The organism is Dyella sp. 01N448 (genome assembly GCF_056399225.1).
This window is the reverse complement of the sequence record NZ_JBFTQX010000017.1, coordinates 17,864-42,632: the sequence shown is the minus strand read 5'-3', so window position 1 is coordinate 42,632 and position 24,769 is coordinate 17,864. Positions and strand designations below refer to the sequence as shown.

Sequence of the window (24,769 nt, the reverse complement as noted above, 5' to 3'; positions counted from 1 at the left end):
ACTTTCAGCCGGCCAGAGGACTTACTTGCGGGTCTCTGGCAGCGGCAAGTAAGCTCAACCGACGTGCTTTCTTGACCCGCATCGTGCGGGAGCGCCACAGGTGGACTCCTTGAATCGTTCTTCCGCGCGCACCGGCAGCGACAACCAGCTGCTGATCCAGACCCTGACTCCCTCCACAAGCGCGCCCTTGCTGACGCTGGCCAAGCGTATTGCCGAAGCCGGCTGCAACCTCGCCGATGCGCGGGTGTCGGCGATCGGCGCCGATACCTCGCTGACCCTGCTCGCCACCGGCGCATGGGACGCCGTGGCCAAACTCGAAACCGCGCTGGCCAAGACGGCCCGGGACGAAGATCTGCGCCTTTCGTTTTATCGCACCGGTCCGCGCGAGCACCACTCGCACCTGCTGCCGTATCTGATCGAGGTGATCTCGGCCGATCGCCCGGGCATCCTGGTGAAGATCATCGACTTCTTCGACCGCCGCGACATCGTCATCGAGCAGCTGAGCTCGCTGCGTTACCAGGCGATGCAGACGGGTGCGGACATGTTCCAGGCACAGATCACCATCGGCATTCCGGCGGCCACGCATATTGCGGCGCTGCGCGATGACTTCCTGGAGTTCTGCGATGGCCTGAATCTCGACGCCATCATGGATCCGGTGAAATTCTGAGCGGCGGATGTCGCGCGGAAAACCGGTTTTCCGGCGTGCTCGCCGGGTCCTTGAGCATGCTCCCTGAGGCGCCCTGCTGCAAGGACTGTCATTCCCTACACGGCAAGCGCTAGTCTCTGACCTCAAGAGCAGTACCGGAGAGATGGCATGCAGCAGGCGGGTCGATTTGCACCGATCGCAGGGCGAGCCCTGACCGCCTTCGCACCCACCTCCGCTGTCTCGTTTCCCTTGATTGACGACACCCAGTCGAAGCCGGCCGCGGCCTCGCAGGAGAACCTATGCCCGAAGTTGGCAAGAAAGTCCCCAAACTCAAAGGCCTCACCGGCGATGGCAGCGAACTGAAGCTGGACAGCCTGAAAGGCCACTGGGTGGTGGTGTACTTCTACCCGAAGGACAGTACCCCCGGTTGCACCAACGAGGCCAAGGATTTCCGCGACCTCTATCCGAACTTCAAAAAGCGTCACGCGCAGATCATCGGTGTTTCGCGTGATTCGGTGAAATCCCACGCCAACTTCGCCACCAAGCAGGAACTGCCGTTTCCTCTGGTTTCCGACCCTGATGAGACCTGGTGCAACGCTTTCGACGTGATCCACGAGAAGGTGCTGTACGGAAAACGTCATATGGGTGTTGTACGAAGCAGCTTCCTGATCGATCCCGAAGGCAGGCTGGCCCAGGAATGGCGCAACGTGAAAGTCCCAGGGCACGCCCAGGCCGTGCTCGACGCCATCCCCGCCCAGTGACCCGCGATCTCCTTTTTCGCCATGCCGCTGCCCGTCCCGCCGGGACGACTCCCTATCGTGCATGGCATCCCGGCCCATCGGCCGACTTCCCGCGGCACGCCGCATGCCGCGGTTCTTCCACCTCGCACTCTCAAGAGGTTTCTTCCGTATGACCGGAAGCAAGCGCATCTACGCTCTCGACACCAATGTGTTGCTGCACGATCCGACTTCGCTGTTCCGCTTTGAAGAACACGATGTCTTCATCCCCATGACGGTGTTGGAGGAACTGGACGAAAAGAAAAAGGGCGCCTCCGAGGTTTCGCGCAATGGTCGTCAAGTCAGCCGCTTCCTCAATGAACTGATCGTGCGTGGCAACGGCCACGGCATCAGCAACGGCCTGGAGTTGTCCAACCCCGAAGGGGTCAATCTCAAACGCGGCGGCGCGGTAGGCAGGCTGTATTTCCAGCAGCGCACCACCAACGGCCACGGCAAGGCAGACAACCTGATCCTGTCGGCGGTGATCGAACTGCGCGACCAGAATCCCGACCGCTCGGTCGTGCTGGTCAGCAAGGACATCAACCTGCGCATCAAGGCCAAGATCTACGGCATCGATGCGGAAGACTATGAAAACGACCGCGCGCTGGATGACTTTGCGCTGCTCTACACCGGCTCCACCGAGCTGGGCGAGGATTTCTGGGACAAGCACCCCGAAGTGCAGTCGTGGAACGAACGCGGTCGCACCTTCTACAAGCTCGACCGTCGCGACGACGAAGACTGGTATCCCAATCAGTGCCTGTTTTTGCCTGGCGACAACAGCGTGGAACTGCGCGTGCTGCACGTGGACGACGCCAAGGCCACGCTGGTGTTGCTGGATGATCACAGCCACGCCAATCACGCCGTGTGGGGCATTGCAGCGCGTAACCGCGAGCAGAATTTCGCGCTCAACGTGCTGATGGATCCGGATGTCGATTTCGTCACCCTGCTTGGCACTGCCGGCACCGGCAAGACCTTGCTCGCCCTTGCCGCCGGCCTGGCGCAGGTGATGGACCAGCAGCGCTATCGCGAAATCATCATGACGCGCGCCACCGTCTCGGTGGGCGAAGACATCGGCTTCCTGCCCGGCACGGAGGAAGAAAAGATGACGCCGTGGATGGGAGCGCTCACCGACAACCTCGAGGTGCTCGCCAATCCGGAGGAAGGCGGCAGCTGGGGACGCCAGGCCACCAACGACCTGCTCGCCTCACGCATCAAGATCCGCTCGCTGAACTTCATGCGCGGCCGCACCTTCCTTTCGCGCTATCTGATCATCGACGAAGCGCAGAACCTCACGCCCAAGCAGATGAAGACGCTGATCACGCGTGCAGGTCCCGGCACCAAGATCGTCTGCCTGGGCAACGTCGAGCAGATCGACACGCCCTACCTCACGGAAACCACTTCGGGCCTCACTTACGCGGTGGATCGATTCAAGCACTGGGAGCACTCGGCGCATATCACCTTGCGTCGCGGTGAGCGTTCGCGCCTGGCGGATTTTGCGTCGGAAGCGTTGTAAGAGAAACCGAGTTGCTCCGACGACCGTCGGAGCAACTCCTCTGTGGGAGCGCACCCTGTGCGCGACGGCACGCTGGGCGTCACCGCTCCGTAGGCTTGTCGCTCACAGGGTGCGCTCCCACAATTAGCGCCTATGATGCGCTGTTCTTCGACACGCCCGTCATTTGGCGCGCAGCAGAATTCGAAGACACCCATATCCAAATCCAAGACACACCATGCCCCACATCGCCCCGCCCATCGCCCTCACCATCGCCGGCTCCGATTCGGGTGGTGGCGCCGGTATCCAGGCCGATCTCAAAACCTTCCACGCCCGCGAGGTGCATGGTCTCTCGGTGATCGCGGCGATCACTTCGCAGAACACGCAGGGTGTGACCGCGGTGCACACGGTTCCGCTGAAGCACATTCGCAGCCAGTTGGACGCCGTGTTCGACGACTTCGCGATTGGCGCCGTGAAGACCGGCATGTTGGGAAGCGCTTCGGTGACCAGGCTCGTGGCGAAGGAGATGCGCGCACGTAAGCCCGCATGGCTAGTAGTCGATCCCGTGATGATTTCCACCAGCGGCGCGCGACTGCTCGATGAGGACGCGGTTGAGGCCATGGTCGAAGAACTGATTCCGCTGGCCGACGTGCTCACGCCCAACCTGCCCGAGGCCGAAGCCTTGCTGGGTAAAAAATTGCGCAAGGCGCAGGATTTCGACCGTGCCGGCAAGGCCCTGCTGGCCCTCGGCGCACGGGCCGTGCTGCTCAAAGGCGGCCATTCGGACGAACGTCAGGTGATCGACCGTTTCTACGACGAAAGCGGCGTGATGGAGTTGCGGCACCGACGCCTCCCCATCGAAGGTCATGGCACCGGCTGCACGCTGGCCTCGGCCATTGCGGCGGAGCTGGCCAAGGGCCATGCGCCGCGCTCGGCCGTGCGTCGCGCCGTGGCCTACGTGCAGCGCGCGCTCGAACGCAGCTATCGCCCGGGCGGCGGCGAGGTTCATGTGCTCGGCCATTGATGCGGCCAATCCGCACGGTCGCTGAATCGGCGTCCGGGCGGGCACGGCCCCAGGGAGTAGAATGGCGGCTTCCGCTCGCCGCCATGACTCGTCCATGATCCTTGCCCCGCGCCTCGTACTGTTGATCCTGTTCGCACTGTTTGCATTGTGCGTGCTGCTGGTGCATCTGCGCGGTCGCGCCAGGCTGCGCTTCGATCGCCAACTGGTGGATCACTCGGCGGTGTTCGCGCCGTACAACCTGCTGATGTACGCGTTCTCGGCAGTGCCCGCCACCCCCATCCTCGATCGCCGCGGCTTTCCCCAGCTCGATCTGCTGCAGGCCAACTGGCAGGCCATACGCGAAGAAGCACTGCACCTGTTCGACGAGGGCTTTATCCGCGCCGCGGAAAAGAACAACGACGCCAGCTTCAACAGCTTCTTCAAGCAGGGCTGGAAGCGCTTTTATCTGAAGTGGTACGGCGAGCCGCTGGCCTCGGCCGAAACGCTGTGCCCCCGGACAGTAGCCCTGCTCAATGCCATTCCCAGCGTGAAAGCGGCGATGTTTGCCCTGCTCCCGCCCGGCAGCAAGCTCAACCCGCATCGCGACCCGTTCGCCGGTTCGCTGCGCTACCACCTGGGCCTGATCACACCCAACTCCGAAGACTGCCGCATCTTTGTCGATGGCGAGATGCACAGCTGGGGCGATGGCAAGGACGTGGTGTTCGACGAAACCTACGTGCACTGGGCGGAGAACCGCACCGACCAGACGCGCGTGATCCTGTTCGCCGACGTGGAACGTCCGTTGCGCACGCGCTTCATGAATGCCATCAATCATCGCGTGGGTGCCTTCATGGGCAAGATCACCGCGTCCCCCAACACCGAATCGCCGGAGGAAAAAACCGGCTTCGTCAACCGCATGTTCGCGCTCAACCAGCGCAGCCGCGATCGCAATCGCGCGTTCAAGAAGAAACATCCCAAGCTGTTCCGCACGGCGAAATACATCGGCATGCTGGTGCTGATCTGGATCATCTTCCTGGCGCCCTGGCCGTTCTTTCGCTGAGCGGTCACGAATCGCGATACTCGCGCGTCCTTGAGGTGTCTTCCTGTCGGAGAACGTCATGGACGCTGCCACCACCACCTTCCAGCACCACCGCCCTCGCCTGCTGGGCCTGGCCTACCGCATGCTCGGCACCCAGGCCGATGCCGAGGACGTGTTGCACGACGCCTGGCTGCGCTGGCACCAGCAGGACGCCACCGCCCTGGACGACGCCGAGGCGTGGCTGGTCACGGTGACCACCCGGCTGTCGCTCGACCGCCTGCGCCGCGCCAAGACCGAACGCCAGCACTACACCGGCCCCTGGCTCCCCGAGCCGCTGGTGGAAGAGACGCAGCAGCCGGAAGCGGTGCTGGAGCGCACGGAAAGTCTCAGCCTGTCCTTCCTCGCCCTGCTAGAACGCCTGAGTCCGGAAGAACGCGCCGCCTTCCTGCTGGTCCAGGTGTTCGATTACAGCCACGGCGAAACGGCCCAGATGCTGCAGATCGGCGAAGACGCCTGCCGCCAGCGCGTCCATCGCGCACGCCAGCGCCTGCGCGAAGGACGCCCGCGCTTCACCCATGCGCCGGACGTGCAGCGCCGCCTGCTGGCCAAGTTTCGCGATGCGCTGGAAAGCGCCAGCGTCCAATCCCTGCAGGCGCTGTTTGCCGAAGACGCCGTCCACCTGGCCGATGGCGGCGGCAAGGCTCGCGCCACGCTGCGCCCGCTGCATGGCGCTGACCGCATCGTGCGGCTGTACGCCATCATCGCCCAGCGCTATCGCGACTATTCGATCGTGCACCGGCTGCAGTGGCTCAACGGGGCGCCCGCGCTGCTGACCTGGGTGAATACCAAGCTCTCGACGGTCGCGTGGATCGAAACGGACGGCGAGCGCATCACCAGCATCCACTCGCTGCGCAACCCGGACAAACTCGCGCGCCTGGAAGCTGTCACGAATCCGCAGGCTGGTACGTCTTTGTCATGAGCGGCCACGGTGGCCGCATGCCAAGGAACCCGTCATGTCCAAGCGTCTTTCGTTTATGAAGTACCCCCAGGCCCTCAAGCCGCTGCTCGACTTCAGTGCGGCGATGCATGAAAGCGGCCTGGAAGCCCCGCTGGTGGAGCTGGTGTTGATGCGCGTGTCGCAGATCAACGGCTGCGCCTATTGCATGGATATGCACAGCAAGGATGCGCGCGCCGCCGGCGAGACCGAGCAGCGTCTGTACGTGCTGGCGGGCTGGCGCGAAGCGTCGTTCTACAGCGAGCGCGAATGCGCAGCGTTCGAGTGGGCCGAAGCAGTCACGCGCCTCGGCGAGCATGGTGTGTCCGACGCCGTCTACGAGCGCGCCCGTGCCTCGTTCAGCGAAGCGGAACTGCTGAGCCTCACCCTGCTGGTAGGCCTGATCAACACCTGGAACCGCATCAACGTAGCGTTCCAGACGCCGGCCGGCAGCTATAAGCCGGCGGCGAAACAGGTGGCCTGATATCGAGCAAAGAGGGCGGGAGGCATTCCCGCCCTCTCAGGATGCGCCCGAAAATCTAGGCCTGGCCCATCGACCAGCGAAGGCGCCATCGGCTTGGCCACCCCTTGAATGCCAATGCCGGTTTCTCGACGAAATGCCATGAGAGCACGGCCATCGCACATGCCAGCGGCCAGGCCAGCAACGCGTTCAAAGCGACGATCGACCCTGTTGCATGGCTGGCAACCAGCTGCTGCATGGGGAATCCCCAGAGATAAATCCCGTACGAATAGTCGCCAAAACGGTTGAAGCCGCGCCAGGGTGTGAGATAGGCAAAGGCAAAGACGAAGGCGACCAAGGCCAGTCCCATCGCAAACGGATAGAACATCGTCTGACGCAGCAGGACAGCCATGATCGCCAATCCGATCACCCACCACCAACTGATGCGCAACCATTGCCGGTTCACGTAGCAAAAGACGCCCGCAGCGAAATAGGCGGCCAAACGCACGAACGACTCCAACGGAACCAGCGGCAGGCGACCCGGTGCGAGGATGCCGCAGACAAACAAGGCAAACAGCAGCAGGTTGCACCAGCGAGGTCGCGCCAGTAAGCCGAGCACACCGGCGATCAGCACCCACAAGTACATGCGCACTTCGGCAGGCAGCGTCCAGATCGAGCCGTTCACGACGCCAGCCAGGGGATTGCCAGTGAATACACCCGGCAGATACCAGGCCAAGCCCTTGCCCAACTCCAGATTCTTGGTCACATAGCGGAGCGCACCGTGATCGGCAAAATACGCCGACGGAGCTAGGGAAGTCATCAGCGGCCCGAGCACGAATGCTGATGCCAACAGGCAGAAAACATAGGCCGGATAGATGCGCAGCACGCGCGCCCAGAGGAATTGGAACGGGCTGCGGCGGCGCAAATAGCTTCCCGCAATCATGTATCCGCTGGTGACGAAGAATACGTCGACCGCCAGGTCGCCGGAGTATGTCCCCCAGCCAAGCCAGGTAAACAAATCAGGCCACACGTTTCCGCCGCCGATGGCAGGCCCGTGACCGTAGATCACCAGGCTCGCGGCAAGGAAACGCAGCAGCAGGAAGTTGTCCTGCCCCAGCTCCAGCGCTTCCGCCAACGTCCTTGTACGCAGCACGATTTCCCCTTGCGCAAGACGGCTCGAGCCGTCACAGCGTCTTGCATCAGACGCACCCCGGTGCGGGATGCGCCTGATGGTACGAGAGCCAGAGCCCTGGGGCGAGCCGCAAGAGCTCCGGCGGTGCCGGTTATTACGCCTTGACGCGCTTGACGATGGCGTCGCCGAAGCTCGACGTGGTGCCCTTGCCGCCGATGTCCGGCGTGACGCTGTCGCGGTCGTTGGTCATGGTGTCGCGGATGGCGTTGCGTACCTTGTCGCCCTTCTCCACCATGCCCAGGTGATCGAGCATGTCGGCCGCGGCGAGCAGCAGCGCGCACGGATTGGCGATGCCCTTGCCGGCGATGTCGGGCGCCGAACCATGCACGGCTTCGAAAATCGCAGCTTCCGTGCCGATGTTGTCGCCCGGGGCCAGGCCCAGGCCGCCGACCAGACCGGCGCACAGATCCGAGAGGATGTCGCCGAACAGGTTGGTGGTGACGATCACGTCGAACTGTTCGGGCTTCATCACCAGCTGCATGCAGGCGTTGTCCACGATCATCTCGTTGAACTCGATCTGCGGGTATTCCTTGGCGATTTCGCGCGCCACGTTGAGGAACAGGCCCGAGGCGGTCTTGATGATGTTGGCCTTGTGCACGGCCGTGACCTTCTTGCGGCCCTTCTTCACGGCCAGGTCGAAGGCGTAGCGCACGATGCGGCTGGAGCCCTTGCGCGTATTGCGGATCATCGAGATGGCGGTTTCGCCGTCTTCGGAAATCGACTGGCCTTCGGACAGGTACGCGCCTTCGGTGTTCTCGCGCACCGTGATGATGTCGATGTTGTCGAAGCGCGCCTTGGTGCCCGGGAAGCTGATCGCCGGACGCACGTTGGCGTACAGGTCGAAATGACGGCGCAGGGTGACGTTGATCGAGGTGAAGCCACCGCCCACCGGGGTGGTCAGCGGGCCCTTCAGGGCCACCTTGTGCTTGGCGATGGCGTCGAGCGTCGGCTGCGGCAGCAGGTCGCCGCTCTTTTCCAGCGCGACCATGCCGGCATCGACGAACTCGTAGGACAGGCCGCAGTCCAGGGCGTCGAGCACGCGCAACGTGGCGTTCATGATCTCGGGGCCGATACCGTCGCCCGGAATCACGGCAATGGTCTTGCTCATGGGGACACTCCTTGGGATATGAATCGAGCAACCCTGTGGCGGGGTACGACAGGGTTATAAAACCCGTCGATTATCCCCGATGCGTCGCCAAGCGGCCAGAGCACAAGCCCTGGCCGCCGTTGCAAATCCTCGCACGCAGCATTGAATAAACTCGCATGCGTCAACGGGGCGGCAAGGAGGGAGCCGCCCCGAAGCAATATCAGGCGTGGCTGGCGCAGTCCGCAGCCGGCGTGGCGCCCTGGTCCGATTCCAGCTGATCCAGGAAGTCCACCGCCCGGCGCAGGTGCGGAATCACGATGGAGCCGCCCACCACCAGGCCGACGCTGAAGGTTTCGAAGAATTCCTCGCGCGTGACGCCCGCTTCTTTGCACTGGGCCACGTGGTAGCTGATGCAGTCGTCGCAGCGCAGCACCATGGAGGCGACCAGGCCGAGCAGCTCCTTGGTCTTCACGTCCAGCGCGCCGGGCTTGTAGGTCTGCGTATCGAGCGCAAAGAAGCGGCGGACGACCTGGTTGTCCTCCGACAAAATGCGCTCGTTCATGCGCTGGCGAAACGCGGTGAATTCGGCAACGCGGTCCTTGCCGGCCTCGTCCTTCAGGTGGCTCATGCATTGATCTCCAGCAGTTGGGCAAGCTTGCCGCTGCGGTCAGCTGCGACCAGATCGTCGAAACCGCCCACATGGTGGTCGTTGATGAAAATCTGCGGCACGGTGCGACGACCGCCGCTGCGGGCCAGCATGGCGTCGCGCTGCGCCGGGTCGGTATCGATGCGCACTTCGCTCCACTCCAGCCCCTTGGACTTGAGCAGGTTTTTGGCAGACACGCAGTACGGGCATACCGCCGTGGAATAGACCTCAATCTTGGGCACAACACACCTCGAAAATCCGGGAACCCTACGGCAGCCCTACATGGGGTCCGCCAGGGGCGTAAACAACAGTGAACTGACACCGTAAGCTGGTGTCACTAATGCTATTGTCGCTGACCTATGCGCATGGCACCACGCCCCGCCCCGGAGACAATCCGTTTCCCCGTAAAACGGGGGCGGAATGCCGCAGGGCGGGCTAACGAAAACGGAACAATGACGACGCACAGCCCGCGGGCGGGACGCCCATGAGCCGCTTCACGCCCACCCGCCTGCTGGCCGCCCTGCTCTGCGCCGGCCTGACGCTGAGCGCCGCCGCGCAGGACAAGGACGTGCGCCTGCCCGACCTGGGCAGTTCGGCGAACGCCCTGATCTCGCCGCAGGAAGCCCAGGACTACGGCGCTGCCATGCTGCGCCAGATGCGTGCGCTGAACATGGTGGTCGACGACCCCATGCTGGACGACTACATCAACGACCTGGGCTACCGCCTGGTCTCCGGCAGCGAGAAACCGAAGGAACATTTCCAGTTCTTCATCGCCAATGACAACGTGATCAACGCGTTTGCCGCGCCTGGCGGCTATATCGCGGTGAACTCGGGCCTGATCATCATCACCAACAGCGAGAGCGAGCTGGCCGGCGTGATCGCCCACGAAATCGGCCATATCACGCAAAACCACCTGCAACGCGCCTTCGAAGCCTCCAAGAAGGACACGCCGTTGATGGCGCTGATCCTGCTGGGCGCCATTGCGGCCGGCGCCGGCGCCGGTGCGGGCGATGCGGCGGGTGCGATCATGATGGGCGGCCAGGGGCTGCTGATGCAGCGCCAGATCAATTTCACCCGCAAGGACGAAATCGAAGCGGATCGCGCCGGCATCCAGACGCTGGCCAACGTTGGCTACGACCCCAACGCCATGGCCTCGTTTTTCGGCCGCATGGAAGACACCTTGCGCGTCGGTTCCGGCGGCGACCTCGGCGACGTACCGGCGCTGCTGCAGGACCATCCGGTCAGCATGGACCGCATCAGCGACGCCAAGGCGCGCGCCGGCACCTTGATCGCCCAGCAAAAGCAGCGGCCGAACGGCCCCACGCTGGACAAGGCGCAGTGGGAAAAAAGCACGGCGCCCATCTCCTTTGTCAAAGACCCTACCGCGATCGCCTCCCGCGACAACAAGGGCGGCCTCGACGTGTACCTGCTGATGCGCGAGCGCGTCCGCGTGCTTTCCGGCGACGCCGGCCAGCTGTCCACCTACTACGCCACCAACCTGCAGAACGAGCGCAGCTTCGATACGCCATCCAATCGCTACGGCTATGCCTTGGCCCTCATCCGCAGCAATCGCGGCGCCAAGGCCGTGGACGAACTGCAACCGGTGCTCAGCGCGCATCCCGACAGCCAGGTGGTACGCCTGGCCATGGCCGACGCCAAGCTGCAGGCGGGCCGCCGCGCGGAGGCCCTGACCCTGTATGCCGAGCTCAACCAGCAATCGCCGCGCAATCGAGCCATCGCCATGGCTTATGCCAAGGCACTGACCGAGGGCGGTTCGCAGGATGAAGCCAAGCAGGCGGCCAGCATGGTGCTGCCGATGCTGGACAACAACGACGAGCCCGAGCTCTACCGCACCTATGCTCGTGCGGCGGATAAAGCCGGCGACAGCGTGCGCTCCGGTGAGGCCTATGCCGATGCCTCCTACCTGTCCGGCCGCCCCTTCGACGCCATGGAACAGCTCAAGAACCTGCTCAAACGCCCCGATCTGGACTATTACGCCCGCGCCCGCATCCAAGCCCGCATCAACGATTTGACGCCCCTGGTGATGGAGCTGCGCAAGCGGCGCGTGCAGACCGACGACAACCCCGACGGCCGCAGCCAGCAGCTGCAAAACAACGAGAATTGCCGGGGCCGGCTCTGCTTTGGCGCCACCAATTCGGTGCGCTGATTTCAGCCAAACCTGAGACGCCAGACACGCCATGTTGTTGCGACCGCGTGAAATGTCATCCGGGCGTAACATTGGACCGCTGCAATAAATGCGTCACAGCCCCTCCCCCAGCGGACCTCAAGCGTGCATAAGCGCATTCTGATTGTCGAAGACGAAGCTTCGATCCGCGACATGGTCGCCTTTGCCCTGCGCAAGTCCGGCATGGACGCCATCCACGCCGCTGACGCGCGTGCGGCACAACTGGCCATTGCCGAACAGGTACCCGACCTCATCCTGCTCGACTGGATGCTACCGGGTACCAGCGGCCTCGAACTGGCCCGCCGCCTGCGCAAAGAGGAGCTGAGCCGCGAGGTTCCGATCATCATGCTCACGGCGCGCGGCGAAGAAATGGACCGCGTGAACGGGCTGGAGGCCGGCGTCGACGATTATGTCGTCAAGCCTTTCTCCACCCGCGAACTGGTGGCGCGCATCAAAGCGGTACTGCGCCGCAGCCAGGGCGACGACGGCTCGGGCATGGTGGAGCTGGGTGGCCTGCGCATCGACGGTCCGGCGCACCGCGTGTTTGCCGGCGATGAGCCGGTGACCATCGGGCCCACCGAATACCGCTTGCTGTATTTCTTCATGACGCATCCCGAACGCGTGTACTCGCGCGCACAGCTGCTCGACCATGTGTGGGGCGGCAGCGTGTACGTGGAAGAACGCACCGTGGACGTCCATATCCGCCGCCTGCGCAAGACGCTCGAACCATGGAAGCTCGATGACATGGTGCAGACCGTGCGCGGAGCGGGTTATCGATTCTCCGCCAGCGTCTGACTTTCCTATTGCGGGATCGCAGGCTTTTGCCGATGCTGGCGCACCGCCAGCCCGGCACGACTGAATCCTCCCTATGCCAACAACCTTCGACCGACCCTGGAAGCTGCCGGCCGCGCTGAGCGCCGGACTGCTGCTGGGCGCTGTCGCCGGCTGGCTTGCGGGAGGCCACGTAGCCACGGGTTTGGCGCTGGTCGCCGTCGTGGAAATCGTCTTTTTAGTGACCCGAATCCGTCATCAAGCGCAGCTCATGATGACGCAAGATCCTAGGCTGACCTCTCTCCAGCATGACCGTTTCATGACGCGCTCCCGCCGAATCGCTTCCAGTTTGCGCGACCTGCGCAGTGCCGCCGGCAGTCTGCCGGATGCGGTCGTCTTGCTCGACAACGAGCAACACGTCCGCTGGTTCAACCATGCTGCCGAAGACCTGCTCGGCCTGCGCCGTCCGCAGGATCGCGGTGCGCATCTGGACGAACGCCTGAGCACCACCGAACTCGCCACCTGGTTGAAGGAAGGCGCACGCGAGCCGCTCAACGACGTGGCCGCGCCAGGCCATCCCAACCGCCACATCAACGTGACGCTGCTGCCGTTCGGTCGTCGCCAGCGCCTGCTGCTGGCACGCGACATCAGCCATCTCACGCGCCTGGAACAGATCCGCCGCGATTTCGTCGCCAACGTGTCGCACGAATTGCGCACGCCGTTGACGGTGATCCACGGCTATCTCGAACTGATCGATCCGGAAGACGTGCCGGAACTCGCGCCCGTGCTCAACGAAATGCGTGCGCAATCCAAGCGCATGGGTCAGATCGTCGAAGACCTGCTCACGCTCTCGCGCCTGGAAACCCAGGAGCACGTGCAGGACGAGCGCGTGCAGATGACCCCGCTGCTCGCCACCATCCGCAAGGAGGCCGAGGCGCTGAGCCAGGGCCGCCACCAGATCACCATGGAATCCACCGCCGAAGCCGACTTGCTCGGCTCGGTGAAGGATCTGCACAGCGCCTTCTCCAACCTGGTGAGCAATGCCGTGCGCTACACGCCCACCGGCGGCCGCATCACCATCCGCTGGCGCCGCACGTCCGAGGGTGCGGTCTACTCCGTCACCGATACCGGCTACGGCATTCCGGCTTCGCACCTGGCGCGTCTCACCGAACGCTTCTACCGCGTCTCCTCCAGCCGCTCACGCGAAAGCGGCGGCACCGGCCTGGGCCTGTCCATCGTCAAACACGTGCTGAACCTGCATCAGGCGCGCCTGGACATCCAGAGCGAACCGGGACAGGGCTCGACTTTTGCCTGCTGGTTCAGCGCCGAACGCCTGCTTGCGCCGGGCGTGGGCGACCCTGAATAAGCGGTATCCGCGGGCGCCCCGGCGTCTCAGCTGAACGGCCGTCACACTACGCGGCACTGCGCCATGTAACAAAGTGCGGGATCGGCCAGAATGCACGAATGCGTCGCAAGCCTGCCACCCCTCCTCCCGTCATCGACCGCGCTGCTCCCGAGCTGTTTCTCAGCCGCGAGCTGGCTGCGCTCGAATTCAATTTCCGTGTACTGGCGCAGGCGCGCGACGAGCGTATTCCGCTACTGGAACGTCTGCGCTTCCTGAGCATCGTGGCGAACAACCTCGACGAGTTCTTCGAGGTGCGCGTGGCCATGCTCAAGCACCACCACATGTTCGGCTCGGCCGCGCCCGGCCCGGACGGCATCTCCTCCGGCGAGTTGCTCACCTGCATCCGCAAGCGCGTGCTGGATCTGGTCGACCTGCAGTACGAAACCTGGCAGGCCGAACTGCGCCCCGCGCTCGATGCCGAGAACATCCACTTTCTAACGCGCGATCGCTGGACGCCGCGCCAACGCTTGTGGCTGCAGGGCTACTTCGAGAATGAAGTGATGCCGGTGCTGTCGCCGCTGGGCCTGGATCCGGCCCATCCGTTCCCGCGCATCCTCAACAAGACGCTCAATATCGCCGTGGTGCTGAAGGGCCGCGATGCATTCGGTCGCGAAGGCCATATGGCACTCGTGCGCGCGCCGCGCTCCTTGCCACGCATCATCCGCCTGCCCAGCGAAGTGTGCGACGGCGGCGAGCACTACATTTTCCTGGCCGAACTGCTGCAGGGTTTCGTCGATCTGATGTTCCCCGGCTTCAAGGTGGCCGGGTCTTACCAGTTCCGCGTCACCCGCAACAGCGAGCTCATGGTGGAAGAGGCCGAGGTGGAAAACCTCGCCCGGGCGCTGAGCGAAGAATTGATCGGCCGCGGCTATGCGCGACCGGTGCGACTGGAGATCGGCAACGACTGCCCCAAGGCGATCGTGGCCATGCTGATCGCCAACTTCGAGCTGGAAGAAACCGACGTCTATCGCTGCGACGGTCCGGTCAACATCATCCGCGCCGGCACCATCTATGACGGCCTGGATCGCCCGGATCTGAAGTTCCCGCGTTTCATCCCGCAGCTGCCGGCCGCCTTCAACGGCAGCCGCTGCAAGTTCGAGGTGCTGCGCCAGCGCGATGTGCTGCTGCATCACCCGTACGAATCGTTCGCCACCGTGGTCGATCTGTTGCGCCAGGCGTCGCAGGACCCCGCTGTGCTGGCCATCAAGCAGACGCTCTATCGCGCAGGCGCCGACACGCCGCTGGTGGACCTGCTGGTGGAAGCGGCGCGCAACGGCAAAGACGTGACCGTGGTGATCGAGCTGCGCGCGCGTTTTGACGAAGAGGCGAACATCCGCCTCGCCACGCGCCTGCAGGAAGCCGGCGTGCAAGTGGTCTACGGCGTGGTGGGCTACAAGACGCACGCCAAGATGCTGTTGATCGTGCGCCGCGAAGAAGAGGTGCTGCGCCGCTACGTGCACCTTTCCACCGGCAACTATCACCAGGGCAATAGCCGCAGCTACACCGACATCGGCCTGATGACCTCGCATGCGGGCATCGGCGAGGATTTGCACAAGGTGTTCCAGCAGCTCTCGGGCCTGGGCCCGATGATCGAGCTCAAGCACCTGCTGCATTCGCCTTTCACGCTCTACCGCTGCGTCCTGGCCAAGATCGAGCGCGAGACGGCACACGCCGAAGCGGGGCGGCCGGCGCGCATCGTGGCCAAGCTCAATGCGCTCAACGAAGCCCATGTCATTTCGGCGCTTTATCGCGCCTCGCAGGCAGGGGTGGAGATCGACCTGATCGTGCGCGGCGCGTGCACCTTGCGGCCTGGCATCCCCGGTGTGTCCGAACGCATTCGCGTGCGCTCGATCGTGGGTCGCTTCCTCGAGCACAGCCGCGTCTACTGGTTCGGCAACGATGGTGCGCCCGAGATTTATTGCGCCAGCGCCGACTGGATGGAACGCAACCTCAAGCGTCGCATCGAAGTGGCCTTCCCCATACTCGACCCGGTGCACGCCGCGCGCGTCTACGACGAAACCCTGGCCAACTACCTCGCTGACAACACCGAGGCATGGCTGCTCGATGGCGACGGCCGCTACACCCGCGCGCAGCCCGGCGACCAGCCGCCGCACAGCGCGCAGCAGTCGCTGCTGGAGAAGCTGACGCCCGGCACGGTGTAGCCCAACGTAATTTGCGCTACTCGCCCCGGTTCCCGCGTGAGAGAATTCACACTCTGCAGCCCGGAACGAGCCCCGCATGAGTCAAGGCGATCAGATCCAGATCAAGGACGGCGAACTGATCGCTGCCGTCGACATGGGCTCCAACAGCTACCACATGGTGGTGGCGCGCGTGGAACACGGCGAGCCCCGTGTGATCGATCGCCTGCGTGAAACCGTGCGCATGGCCGCCGGCCTGCGCGCCGACGGCACCCTGGATGCCGAGCATCGCGCCCGGGCGCTCAATTGCCTTGCCCGCTTCGGCCAGCGCATTGCCGGCGTGCCGTCCAGCCGCGTGCGTGCGGTGGCCACCAATACCGTGCGCCGGCTCGCCTCGCCGCAAACTTTCCTCACCGCCGCCGAGGCCTCGCTGGGCCATCCGGTGGAAATCGTCTCCGGACGCGAAGAAGGCCGCCTGATCTTTCTCGGCGCATCGCACGACCTGCCCGCTTCGCGCGAAAGCCGACTGGTGATCGACGTGGGCGGCGGCAGTACGGAATTCATCATCGGTCGTGGCTTCGCGCCCATGCACACCGAAAGCGTGCAGGCGGGCTGCATTGCCTCGACCCTGCGCTTCTTTCCTGGCGGCAAGCTCAACCGCAAGCGCTGGCAGCGCGCCAACAATGAAATCGGCGTGTTGCTGCAGCAGTTCGCCGAGGATTACCGCGAGTCCGGCTGGGTCGAGGCATTCGGCTCGTCGGGCACCGCCAAGGCGATTGGCTCGGTGGTGCAGACCATGCGCTTTTCCGATGACGGCATCACGCCGGCGTCGCTGGCCCAGCTGCGCGACGCCTTGCTCGCCCAGGGTCAGATTGAAACACTCAAGTTGCCGGGCCTGGCGGACGATCGCGCTCCCGTCATCGCCGGCGGCGTGGTGATTTTCGAAGCGGCCTTTGAAGCCCTCGGCATCGAGCGCCTGCGCGTCTGCGAAAGTTCGATGCGCGAAGGCCTGCTGTGGGATCTGCTCGGCCGCGCCGGCGGCAGCGATCCGCGCACGGCGAGCATCGACGCGCTGGCCAACCGCTACGGCGTCGATCGCGCGCAGGCGCGTCGCGTGGAATCGACGGCCTTGATGTTCTTCGACCAGATCGCACGCATCTGGAAGCTCGACGCCGAAGCGCGCGAGTGGCTGTCGTGGTCGGCACGCGTGCACGAAATCGGCCTCGCCATCGCGCACAGCCAGCATCACCATCACGGCGCGTATATTTTGCGCAACGCCGATCTCGCCGGTTTCTCGCGACAGGAGCAGCAACTCCTTGCGGCCATCGTTGAGTCGCACCGCCGCAAGCCGGACAAGGCCACCTTCTCGGCGCTGCCGCAGCGCTACCGGCAGCTGGCGCGCTATATCACCGCCCTGCTCCGCCTGGGCGTGCTGTTCCGGCGCGCACGCCGGGCCGAATCGCTGCCCCAGATGCAGCTGGCGGCCACCACGCAGCGCCTGCGCCTCACCGTGCCGGCCGCCTGGATCGACCAGCATCCGCTGAGCGAGGCCGACCTGGACCAGGAACAGGCTCCGTTGAACGAGCTCGGTCTGCTGCTCGAAGTCCATCCATCCTGAGCTCTGCTGGTACGGGCCGCCGGTCGGCCCGGCCATGGAGCCTCTTCGCCGCGTATGATGTCCTGATGCCACACGCCGCCCGACCTGCCATGACCCGACTCCTGCTCGCCGCGCTCCTGCTGCTGCCCTCGTCCCTGCTGCTCGCCCAGGCCAACAAGCCTGCCGTGGCCGCACCTGCCGTCACGCATCCGGAAGTGGTGCTGCATACCTCGCAGGGCGATATCACGCTGGAGCTCTACCCCGACAAGTCGCCCAAGAGCGTGGCGAACTTCCTGCAGTACGTCCGCGACGGCTTCTACAGCGGCACCGTGTTCCACCGCGCCATTCCCGGTTATCTGGTGCAGGGCGGCCTGTATACGCGCGACCTGCAGGCCAAGCGGACCCACTCGGCGATCCCAAGCGAAGCGGACAACGGCCTGTCCAATGTGCGCGGCACGGTTTCAGTGGCGCGCAGCGCCGATCCGAATTCGGGCACGGCGCAGTTCTTCTTCAACCTGGTCGACAACCGCCGTCTCGATTTCGTCGGCAACCAGAGCGGCCTGACCTGGGGCTATGCCGTGTTCGGCAAGGTCATCAAGGGCATGGACGTGGTCGACAAGATGGCTGCGCTGCCGACGCGCGGGCTCGGCCCGTTTGCCGGCGACGTGCCCAATCCGCTGGTGGTGATCGACAGCGCCAACGTGGTTGGCGAAGAAGCGGCCGCCGCTCCGGCCACCCCGCCCAAGCCCGCCGCGCCCGCCACCGAGCCGGCCAAGAAGCCAGGCAGCAAGAAGGGCTGACGCAACATGGCAACACTGTTCATCGCGGATCTGCATCTGGACGATAGCCGTCCGCAGATCACTCGCCTGTTCGAAGATTTTCTCGCCAGCGACGAGGCGCGCTCCGCCGACGCCGTCTATATCCTCGGCGATCTGGTCGAAGCGTGGATCGGCGACGACGACGATGCCGAACTCCCCAGCCGCATCGCCCGCGCCACCAAGGCGCTGCGCGACCATGGCGTGCCCGTATATTTCATCGTGGGCAACCGCGACTTCCTGCTCGGCCAGACCTTTGCCGAACGCGCTGGCATGACGCTGCTCGAAGACGGTACCGTTCACGAACTCTATGGTCGTCCCACCTTGCTGATGCATGGCGATGTGTTGTGCACCGACGACCTCGCCTACCAGGCGGTACGCAAGCAGGTGCGCACGCCGGAGTGGCAGGCGCAGATCCTGGCGATGCCGCTGGAAGCGCGCCGCGCGTTTGCCGCCAAGGCACGTGCCGACAGCAAGGCGCATACGGGCGCCACCATGGAAACCATCATGGACGTCAATGCCGATGCGACGGCGGACACCATGCGCAAGGCCGGCGTCTCGCGGCTGATCCACGGGCATACCCATCGCCCCGCCATCCATCGATTCGATCTGGACGGCCAAACGGCGGAACGCATCGTGCTGGGCGACTGGTACGAGCACGGCTCGGTGCTGCGTGTCTCGCCTGAAGCCGTGGAGTTGCGGGGACTCGCACTCTCCTGACGTCGAACGATCACCCGCCGCGCGCGGCGAGTGATCGTCCCTCTCCCGCCATCAGGGCGCTTGCATCGCGCTCCGGAAACCCTGGCTGTTGAGCATGCTGTTGCTGAGCTTCAGTACGGCGTTGGACAAGGTCTCGTAGTAATTGTCCGCCTTGTACGAACGACCAAAGTTGTTCGCGCCGCCGCCAGCCACGCCCTGCCACAGCACCTTGCCAGACTGGTTCGTCATCGTGATGTAGACGGTGACATTGCCCACGTACTGCTCGGTCTCGTTGACGAAGAAGTCGCGGATCTCGCCCGACACGATCACGTCACCACCGCTATCGACCACGTTGATGCCGGCCTTGCTGAAAGTATCTTTCACGTGGTCGGTAACGAATGCCGCCACGTTGTCCTTCGTGGTGACCTGGCGCGCCGGTTCCTTCTCATGGTTCTCGGCGATCAGTGGCGGATTCTTGCGCACGTCGGTGAAGCCGTTGAACTGCACCTTCACCTTGCCGATGCCGTTCAAGTCCACCGCACCAAATTCCGCGAAGCTCTGCGTGGGCGACCACACCAGCGGAATATTGCTCGGATCCTTCGACGCCATGGCGCTGCCTGACGCCACCAGCAGCGCTGCAAATACGATACGTTTGAACATCGACTCCCCTCTCCTTGTTTCGATGGTTTTGTGGAACGGCTACTCCCGTATCCGTTCGCGGTCCTGGAGAACCGCACGCCATTCTAGGGGCAGGAGGCCATCATTCCTCGCTGTTTGCGACGTAGGACGCCGGCTAAAAGAAGCAGCTGGCGTTTTTCAGATTGTTCCCGCGGCCGGCCGGTCAGCGATGTTCCGGCCCACCATGGGGCGCCCCTGCCGGCGCATGCCCCTGGGGATGCGGTGCGGCGACCGGACGAGCTGCCTGCGGGTGATAGGCCGGCATCGGCGACGCATGCGCTGCGTAGGCCGGCTGGGGGCGACTGCTTGCGTGATAGCCCGCCGGAGGATTGGAAGGCCCACGCGTATACGCCGCGTGGCTCGTCGTCGCTGATGGATGGTAGGCAGGCGCGCCGCCAGCTGCTGTCGTCCCCCTGCTGCCATGCGGCGCGAAGCCCGCCGAGTGCAGCGCCATGGGATTGTTCGATGCGGCCGCCGGCGCAGCAACGCGCGCTGCATGGGCAGCAGCCGGCGCCGCCTGGACTGCCGGCGCATGAGCCGCTCCGCTCGCCGCATTGAAGGCGCCCGCGCGCGGCGTGGCGGCTACTGCAGGCGCACCGTGGTTGAAGGAGGCACGCATGCCCTGGTTCTGGCTCGCCAGCGTCCGCTGCTGCTCCTGCGCGGCAACCGGAGCGACGTGTTGCTCATGCGCGTAGCCCAACTCCCGAGATGAAGGTCGCGCGGCGATGCCGCCCTGACCGCCGTTGAAACTGGCCCGATTGAAGTTGTTGTTCACCACCGTGCGGCTGTAAACGTTGGTGATGTGCACGTTGTCGATGTGGTTCACCGACCGGTTGTAGTAGAACGCGCGGCCTCGCCAATAGCCGCCAGCGTAGCCGACGCCCGTGTAGCCATAGCCATAGTTGATGCCGCCGTAGAAGCCCACGTGCGGGCCCCAGTAGCCGCGGTGGAACACGTACACGCCACCGCCCCAGCCCCAGTAACCCGGGGTCCATAGCGCGCCGACGTAGGGCGGATAGACCCAGGTGCCAGGCACCCAGTAATAGCCGTCGCCATCCCAAGCCCAATAGCCCGGCACCCAGATGTAACCGGGTGCGGGAATGTCTGGTTGCACGTAGATCGGCAGGGGTGGTGGTGCGATGCCGACGGAGACGCCGACCGAGACTTCGGCGTTTGCATTCAGTGGGAGGGCGGCTGCCGTGGCGAGTGCCAGGGCGGCGAGGAATAGGCAGCGTTGCGACGCTGCGCGTCGGCGGGGTTTGAGCCATTCCATAACGCCACTCCCAGTGCGGGGACCTGCTGACCATAACGCGGGAGATGGTGAGAGGTTATACGCGGTGGTGAGGGGTGGGTTCGTTAGGGTTCAGAAGGTGAGACGGGAGATGAATGCGATCTTGAGTGGGAGTCTCAAGCGGTGTGGCTGCGCGAGAAGCTCTACCTTCGTTGCGAGGCGCGGTCGCTGGAAGGTGGGATGGTTTGGCCCATCCATGGCGCTGCGCGCTACGGGGGCCAACCTTCGGCTGTCCAAATTTGTTCCAGACAAATTTGTCGAACCCTGGAGGGTTCGTCCACAACTCTCTTTCCGCCAGATACGCAAAAAGCGTCTGCCTTCGTTGAAGGGCGCGGTCGCGTGGAGGGTGGGATTGTTCGGCCCATCCATGGGCCTCACCCTTCCGCGCTGCGCGCTCCAGGGCCAGCCTGCGGCTGTCCAACTAGTTCCAGGCAAATTTGTCGAACCCGGGAGGGTTCGTCCACCACCTCTCTCCGCCAGATACGCAAAAAGCCCCGCGAGGGGCTTTTTGCGTATCTGGCGGAGAGAGAGGGATTCGAACCCTCGATAAGGCTTTTGACCCTATACTCCCTTAGCAGGGGAGCCCCTTCGGCCTCTCGGGCATCTCTCCGTTTTTTGTCCGCATCTCTGCGGAGCCGGCAAGGATACTAACCGGCGCGCTCGAGGTAAAGCGTTTCTTGCCTGTCAGTGTTCGCCAGTGCCGCCGGAGGCTGTGCCGTCCGGCTCGTGCTCGTTCTTGATCCGCTGATAGATCTCTTCGCGATGCACGGCAACGTTCTTCGGCGCATTAATACCAATGCGCACCTGGTTGCCCTTGACGCCGAGAACGGTAACGGTCACCTCGTCACCGATCATCAAGGTTTCACCGACCCTGCGGGTCAGAATCAACATGTTTGCCACTCCATGAATACTTTGGTCACAGGCCAACAGACGGTTATGCCTCACCCCTGAGCTTCACCATCTGGACATTTCGACGATGCTACCGCCGAAGGCCCTACCGCCTTCCCGGTTACACAGACGAGGCATCCCCTGTGATGCCATGTCAAGCGACACCGGCGCAACCATCGGTGTCAGCAGTATTTGGATACTAGCCGAGCGTCCGATGGCAGCGCAATGCGTAAACGGCAACGGACTCCCGGTGGTTGACCCGCTCAGGACGCCAGGCGCTGACCGATCCAGTCGGCCAAGCCCTCCAAAATGCCGGGCAATTCGGCAGTGTCGTTGCCACCGCCCTGGGCCATGTCGGGACGACCGCCGCCCTTGCCGTCGATCTGGCTGGCGACATGCGCCACCACGTCGCCGGCCTTGACCCGACCCAGCGCCGTACCGCCGACGCCTGCGACCAGAGAAACGCGGCCGTCAGCGGCACCGGCCAGCAGCACCACGCAATCGTTCAGCTGCTGCTTGAGCTGATCCATGCTGTCGCGCAGTGCCTTGGCGTCCAGGCCTTCCAGGCGCGCGGCGATGACCTTGATGCCGGCCACGTCCTTCGCCGTGGAGGCCAGATCCGCCGTCGCCGAACCGGCAGCCTTGGCGCGCAGCGACTCCAATTCGCGCTCGAGTTTTTTCTGCTTGTCGAACAGCTGGCGCAGCTTCTCCACAGCATCGTCACCATTGGAGGACAACAGCTGCGCAAACTCGCCCAGGCGACGCTCCTCATCAGCCACATAGGCCAACGCGCCCGCACCTGTAACAGCTTCGATACGGCGCACGCCGGAGGCTACGCCCGCTTCGCTGACGATCTTGAACAGGCCGATGTCGCCAGTGCGACCGACATGCGTGCCGCCGCAGAGCTCGGTGGAGAACTCGCCCATCTTGAGCACGCGCACTTCGTCGCCGTACTTCTCGCCGAACAGCGCCATCGCGCCGAACTCGATCGCCTCGTTGTAGCCCATGTGATGCACTTCGGCGGCCGCGTTGCGGCGCACTTCGGCGTTCACCTGCGTCTCGATCTGGCGCAGTTCGTCCGCGCTCATCGGCTTGAAATGCGAGAAGTCAAAACGCAGGCGCTCGGGGGCGACCAGCGAACCCTTCTGCGTCACATGCTCGCCCAATACCTTGCGCAGCGCTGCGTGCAGCAAGTGCGTGGCCGAGTGGTTGAGCACGATGGCCTGACGGCGCGAGCCGTCGACATTGGCATCGACCACGTCGCCGACGCGCAGTGCCTGCTTGCCGTTCCAACGGCCGGCATGACCGAAGAACACGCCGCCCATCTTGAGCGTGTCGGCCACCGCGAACGAGCCCGTCGTGTTCACCAGCACGCCGGTATCGCCCACCTGGCCGCCGGACTCGGCGTAGAACGGCGTGCGGTCGAGCATGACGAGGGCTTCTTCGCCCTCGCCCAGCTGGTCGTACTGCTTGCCGCCGCGCACGATGCCGACCACCTTGCTGCCCTGGCTCATCAGCGCGTCGTAGCCCAGGAAAGCGGTCGGCGGCAGCTGGCTGGCCAGCTCGGCCGGCATCTGGCCCTTGGCTTCAAATTTGCCGCCTTCGCGGCTGCGTTCCTGCTGTTCCTTCATGGACTGCTCGAAGCCATCCATGTCCACCGTGAGGCCACGCTCGCGCGCGATGTCGGCGGTGAGGTCGACCGGGAAACCGTAGGTATCGTACAGACGGAAAGCATCGGCACCGGGAATGCTGCCGTTGGACTTCACTGCGACCGCATCGAACAGACGCATGCCGTTTTCCAGCGTTTCGCCGAAGCGGCGCTCTTCGGTGCGCAGCGCTTCTTCCACGAAGGCCTGCTTTTGCGCCAGTTCCGGATAGGCCTCGCCCATTTCCTCGACCAGCGGCTGCACCATCTTCCAGAAGAAATCGCCGCGCACGCCGAGCATCCAGCCGTGGCGCAATGCGCGACGGATGATGCGGCGTAGCACGTAACCACGACCTTCATTGGACGGCAGCACGCCATCGACAATCAGGAACGAGCACGCGCGGATGTGATCGGCGATCACGCGCAGCGACTTGTTGGCCAGATCCTTGGTGCGGGTGAGTTCGGCAGCGACCTTGATCAGGTGCTGGAACAGGTCGATCTCGTAGTTGGAATGCACGTGCTGCAGCACGGCCGCCAGGCGTTCCAGGCCCATGCCGGTATCGACGCACGGCGCCGGCAGCGGCGACAGCGTGCCGTCGGGCGCGCGGTCGAACTGCATGAACACCAGGTTCCAGATCTCGATGTAGCGATCGCCGTCTTCATCGGGCGAGCCCGGCGGGCCACCGGCGATGTCTTCGCCGTGGTCGTAGAAGATTTCCGTGCACGGACCGCAGGGACCGGTGTCGGCCATCTGCCAGAAATTGTCCGAAGCGTAAGGCGCGCCTTTGTTGTCGCCGATGCGCACGATGCGCTCGGCCGGCACGCCCACTTCCTTGTTCCAGATGTCGAAGGCTTCGTCATCAGTGTGATAGACGGTGACCCACAGCTTGTCCTTGGACAGCTTGAGGACGTCGGTCAGCAGCTCCCACGCATAGGCAATGGCATCGCGCTTGAAATAGTCGCCGAACGACCAGTTGCCCAGCATTTCGAAGAAGGTGTGGTGACGCGCGGTATAGCCCACCGAGTCGAGGTCGTTGTGCTTGCCGCCCGCACGCAGGCAGCGCTGCACATCGGCGGCGCGCACGTACGGCAGCTTTTCGCTGCCCAGGAACACGTTCTTGAACTGCACCATGCCCGAGTTGGTGAACAGCAGCGTCGGATCGCTGGCCGGCACCAGCGAGCTGGACGGCACGATGGTGTGCCCTTTCGAACGGAAATAGTCGAGGAAGGTCGAGCGGATTTCGGCGGTTTTCATGCGACTGGGGAGGACCTGGCGGATGGGTCACGCCGGGAAGCACCGCCGAAGCGACACTCTCCCGTCCCAG

General features: G+C 64.1%; 22 protein-coding genes and 1 tRNA gene. 14 read left to right on the top strand and 9 right to left on the bottom strand.

Going from position 1 to position 24,769, the window contains the following annotated elements; all coding sequences use genetic code 11:
• The first annotated feature begins 100 nt into the window (after positions 1–100).
• From AC1DKY_RS19170 to AC1DKY_RS19140, 7 genes are all read left to right on the top strand, one after another.
• A complete protein-coding gene (locus AC1DKY_RS19170; RefSeq protein WP_046971840.1) occupies positions 101–667 on the top strand; it encodes a glycine cleavage system transcriptional repressor in 567 nt (188 codons plus the stop codon).
• Positions 668–945: 278 nt separating this feature from the next.
• Positions 946–1,407 (top strand): peroxiredoxin, encoded by a 462-nt coding sequence (locus tag AC1DKY_RS19165; RefSeq protein WP_441605164.1) that lies wholly within the window; start codon positions 946–948, stop codon positions 1,405–1,407.
• A 148-nt stretch (positions 1,408–1,555) separates the two neighbouring features.
• The gene (locus AC1DKY_RS19160; RefSeq protein WP_121881422.1) at positions 1,556–2,935 is read left to right on the top strand and encodes a PhoH family protein; all 1,380 of its coding nucleotides are present in this window, start codon (positions 1,556–1,558) and stop codon (positions 2,933–2,935) included.
• Between the two features lie 214 nt (positions 2,936–3,149).
• Positions 3,150–3,935 carry a bifunctional hydroxymethylpyrimidine kinase/phosphomethylpyrimidine kinase gene (gene thiD / locus AC1DKY_RS19155; RefSeq protein ID WP_441605163.1) on the top strand — a complete coding sequence of 262 codons (786 nt, stop codon included), beginning with the start codon at positions 3,150–3,152 and terminating at the stop codon, positions 3,933–3,935.
• Positions 3,936–4,029: 94 nt separating this feature from the next.
• A complete protein-coding gene (locus AC1DKY_RS19150; protein ID WP_441605162.1) occupies positions 4,030–4,974 on the top strand; it encodes an aspartyl/asparaginyl beta-hydroxylase domain-containing protein in 945 nt (314 codons plus the stop codon).
• Between the two features lie 58 nt (positions 4,975–5,032).
• Positions 5,033–5,932, top strand: a complete 900-nt coding sequence (gene sigJ, locus AC1DKY_RS19145) for an RNA polymerase sigma factor SigJ (RefSeq protein WP_441605161.1) — start codon at positions 5,033–5,035, stop codon at positions 5,930–5,932.
• Between the two features lie 34 nt (positions 5,933–5,966).
• On the top strand, positions 5,967–6,431 hold the full coding sequence (locus tag AC1DKY_RS19140) for a carboxymuconolactone decarboxylase family protein (RefSeq protein ID WP_441605160.1): 465 nt from the start codon (positions 5,967–5,969) through the stop codon (positions 6,429–6,431).
• Between the two features lie 55 nt (positions 6,432–6,486).
• Here the strand turns inward: AC1DKY_RS19140 and AC1DKY_RS19135 are convergent, their stop codons facing one another.
• From AC1DKY_RS19135 to grxC, 4 genes are all read right to left on the bottom strand, one after another.
• Complete coding sequence (locus AC1DKY_RS19135) at positions 6,487–7,560, bottom strand: acyltransferase family protein (protein WP_441605159.1); 1,074 nt, start codon at positions 7,558–7,560, stop codon at positions 6,487–6,489.
• Positions 7,561–7,693: 133 nt separating this feature from the next.
• Entirely contained in the window at positions 7,694–8,707 is a 1,014-nt protein-coding gene (locus tag AC1DKY_RS19130; RefSeq protein WP_441605158.1) for an isocitrate dehydrogenase, read from the bottom strand.
• 199 nt (positions 8,708–8,906) lie between these two features.
• Entirely contained in the window at positions 8,907–9,314 is a 408-nt protein-coding gene (locus AC1DKY_RS19125; RefSeq protein ID WP_441605157.1) for a carboxymuconolactone decarboxylase family protein, read from the bottom strand.
• Positions 9,311–9,574: a glutaredoxin 3 gene (grxC, locus tag AC1DKY_RS19120; protein ID WP_441605156.1), complete on the bottom strand. Its 264-nt coding sequence runs from the start codon at positions 9,572–9,574 to the stop codon at positions 9,311–9,313. Before grxC ends, AC1DKY_RS19125 begins: the two co-directional genes overlap by 4 nt.
• Before the next feature lie 242 nt (positions 9,575–9,816).
• On the opposite strand from grxC, the gene AC1DKY_RS19115 reads away from it, so the two are divergent.
• From AC1DKY_RS19115 to AC1DKY_RS19085, 7 genes are all read left to right on the top strand, one after another.
• Positions 9,817–11,499, top strand: coding sequence for a M48 family metalloprotease (locus tag AC1DKY_RS19115; protein WP_441605155.1), 1,683 nt, complete (start codon positions 9,817–9,819; stop codon positions 11,497–11,499).
• Between the two features lie 123 nt (positions 11,500–11,622).
• Positions 11,623–12,312 (top strand): phosphate regulon transcriptional regulator PhoB, encoded by a 690-nt coding sequence (phoB, locus tag AC1DKY_RS19110; RefSeq protein WP_441605154.1) that lies wholly within the window; start codon positions 11,623–11,625, stop codon positions 12,310–12,312.
• Between the two features lie 73 nt (positions 12,313–12,385).
• Positions 12,386–13,654 (top strand): phosphate regulon sensor histidine kinase PhoR, encoded by a 1,269-nt coding sequence (gene phoR, locus AC1DKY_RS19105; protein ID WP_441605153.1) that lies wholly within the window; start codon positions 12,386–12,388, stop codon positions 13,652–13,654.
• A gap of 98 nt (positions 13,655–13,752) precedes the next feature.
• On the top strand, positions 13,753–15,855 hold the full coding sequence (ppk1, locus tag AC1DKY_RS19100) for a polyphosphate kinase 1 (RefSeq protein WP_441605152.1): 2,103 nt from the start codon (positions 13,753–13,755) through the stop codon (positions 15,853–15,855).
• A 76-nt stretch (positions 15,856–15,931) separates the two neighbouring features.
• Positions 15,932–17,449, top strand: a complete 1,518-nt coding sequence (locus AC1DKY_RS19095) for a Ppx/GppA phosphatase family protein (RefSeq protein ID WP_441605151.1) — start codon at positions 15,932–15,934, stop codon at positions 17,447–17,449.
• 89 nt (positions 17,450–17,538) lie between these two features.
• Positions 17,539–18,228 carry a peptidylprolyl isomerase gene (locus AC1DKY_RS19090; RefSeq protein WP_441605150.1) on the top strand — a complete coding sequence of 230 codons (690 nt, stop codon included), beginning with the start codon at positions 17,539–17,541 and terminating at the stop codon, positions 18,226–18,228.
• 6 nt (positions 18,229–18,234) lie between these two features.
• Complete coding sequence (locus AC1DKY_RS19085) at positions 18,235–18,963, top strand: UDP-2,3-diacylglucosamine diphosphatase (RefSeq protein WP_441605149.1); 729 nt, start codon at positions 18,235–18,237, stop codon at positions 18,961–18,963.
• A 51-nt stretch (positions 18,964–19,014) separates the two neighbouring features.
• Here the strand turns inward: AC1DKY_RS19085 and AC1DKY_RS19080 are convergent, their stop codons facing one another.
• From AC1DKY_RS19080 to alaS, 5 genes are all read right to left on the bottom strand, one after another.
• Entirely contained in the window at positions 19,015–19,602 is a 588-nt protein-coding gene (locus AC1DKY_RS19080; protein WP_441605148.1) for a hypothetical protein, read from the bottom strand.
• 181 nt (positions 19,603–19,783) lie between these two features.
• On the bottom strand, positions 19,784–20,893 hold the full coding sequence (locus AC1DKY_RS19075; protein ID WP_441605147.1) for a YXWGXW repeat-containing protein: 1,110 nt from the start codon (positions 20,891–20,893) through the stop codon (positions 19,784–19,786).
• Between the two features lie 535 nt (positions 20,894–21,428).
• Positions 21,429–21,521, bottom strand: a tRNA-Ser gene (locus tag AC1DKY_RS19070).
• 74 nt (positions 21,522–21,595) lie between these two features.
• Positions 21,596–21,802, bottom strand: coding sequence for a carbon storage regulator CsrA (gene csrA / locus AC1DKY_RS19065; RefSeq protein ID WP_046971859.1), 207 nt, complete (start codon positions 21,800–21,802; stop codon positions 21,596–21,598).
• A gap of 260 nt (positions 21,803–22,062) precedes the next feature.
• Positions 22,063–24,699, bottom strand: a complete 2,637-nt coding sequence (gene alaS, locus AC1DKY_RS19060) for an alanine--tRNA ligase (protein WP_441605146.1) — start codon at positions 24,697–24,699, stop codon at positions 22,063–22,065.
• Positions 24,700–24,769: the final 70 nt, after the last annotated feature.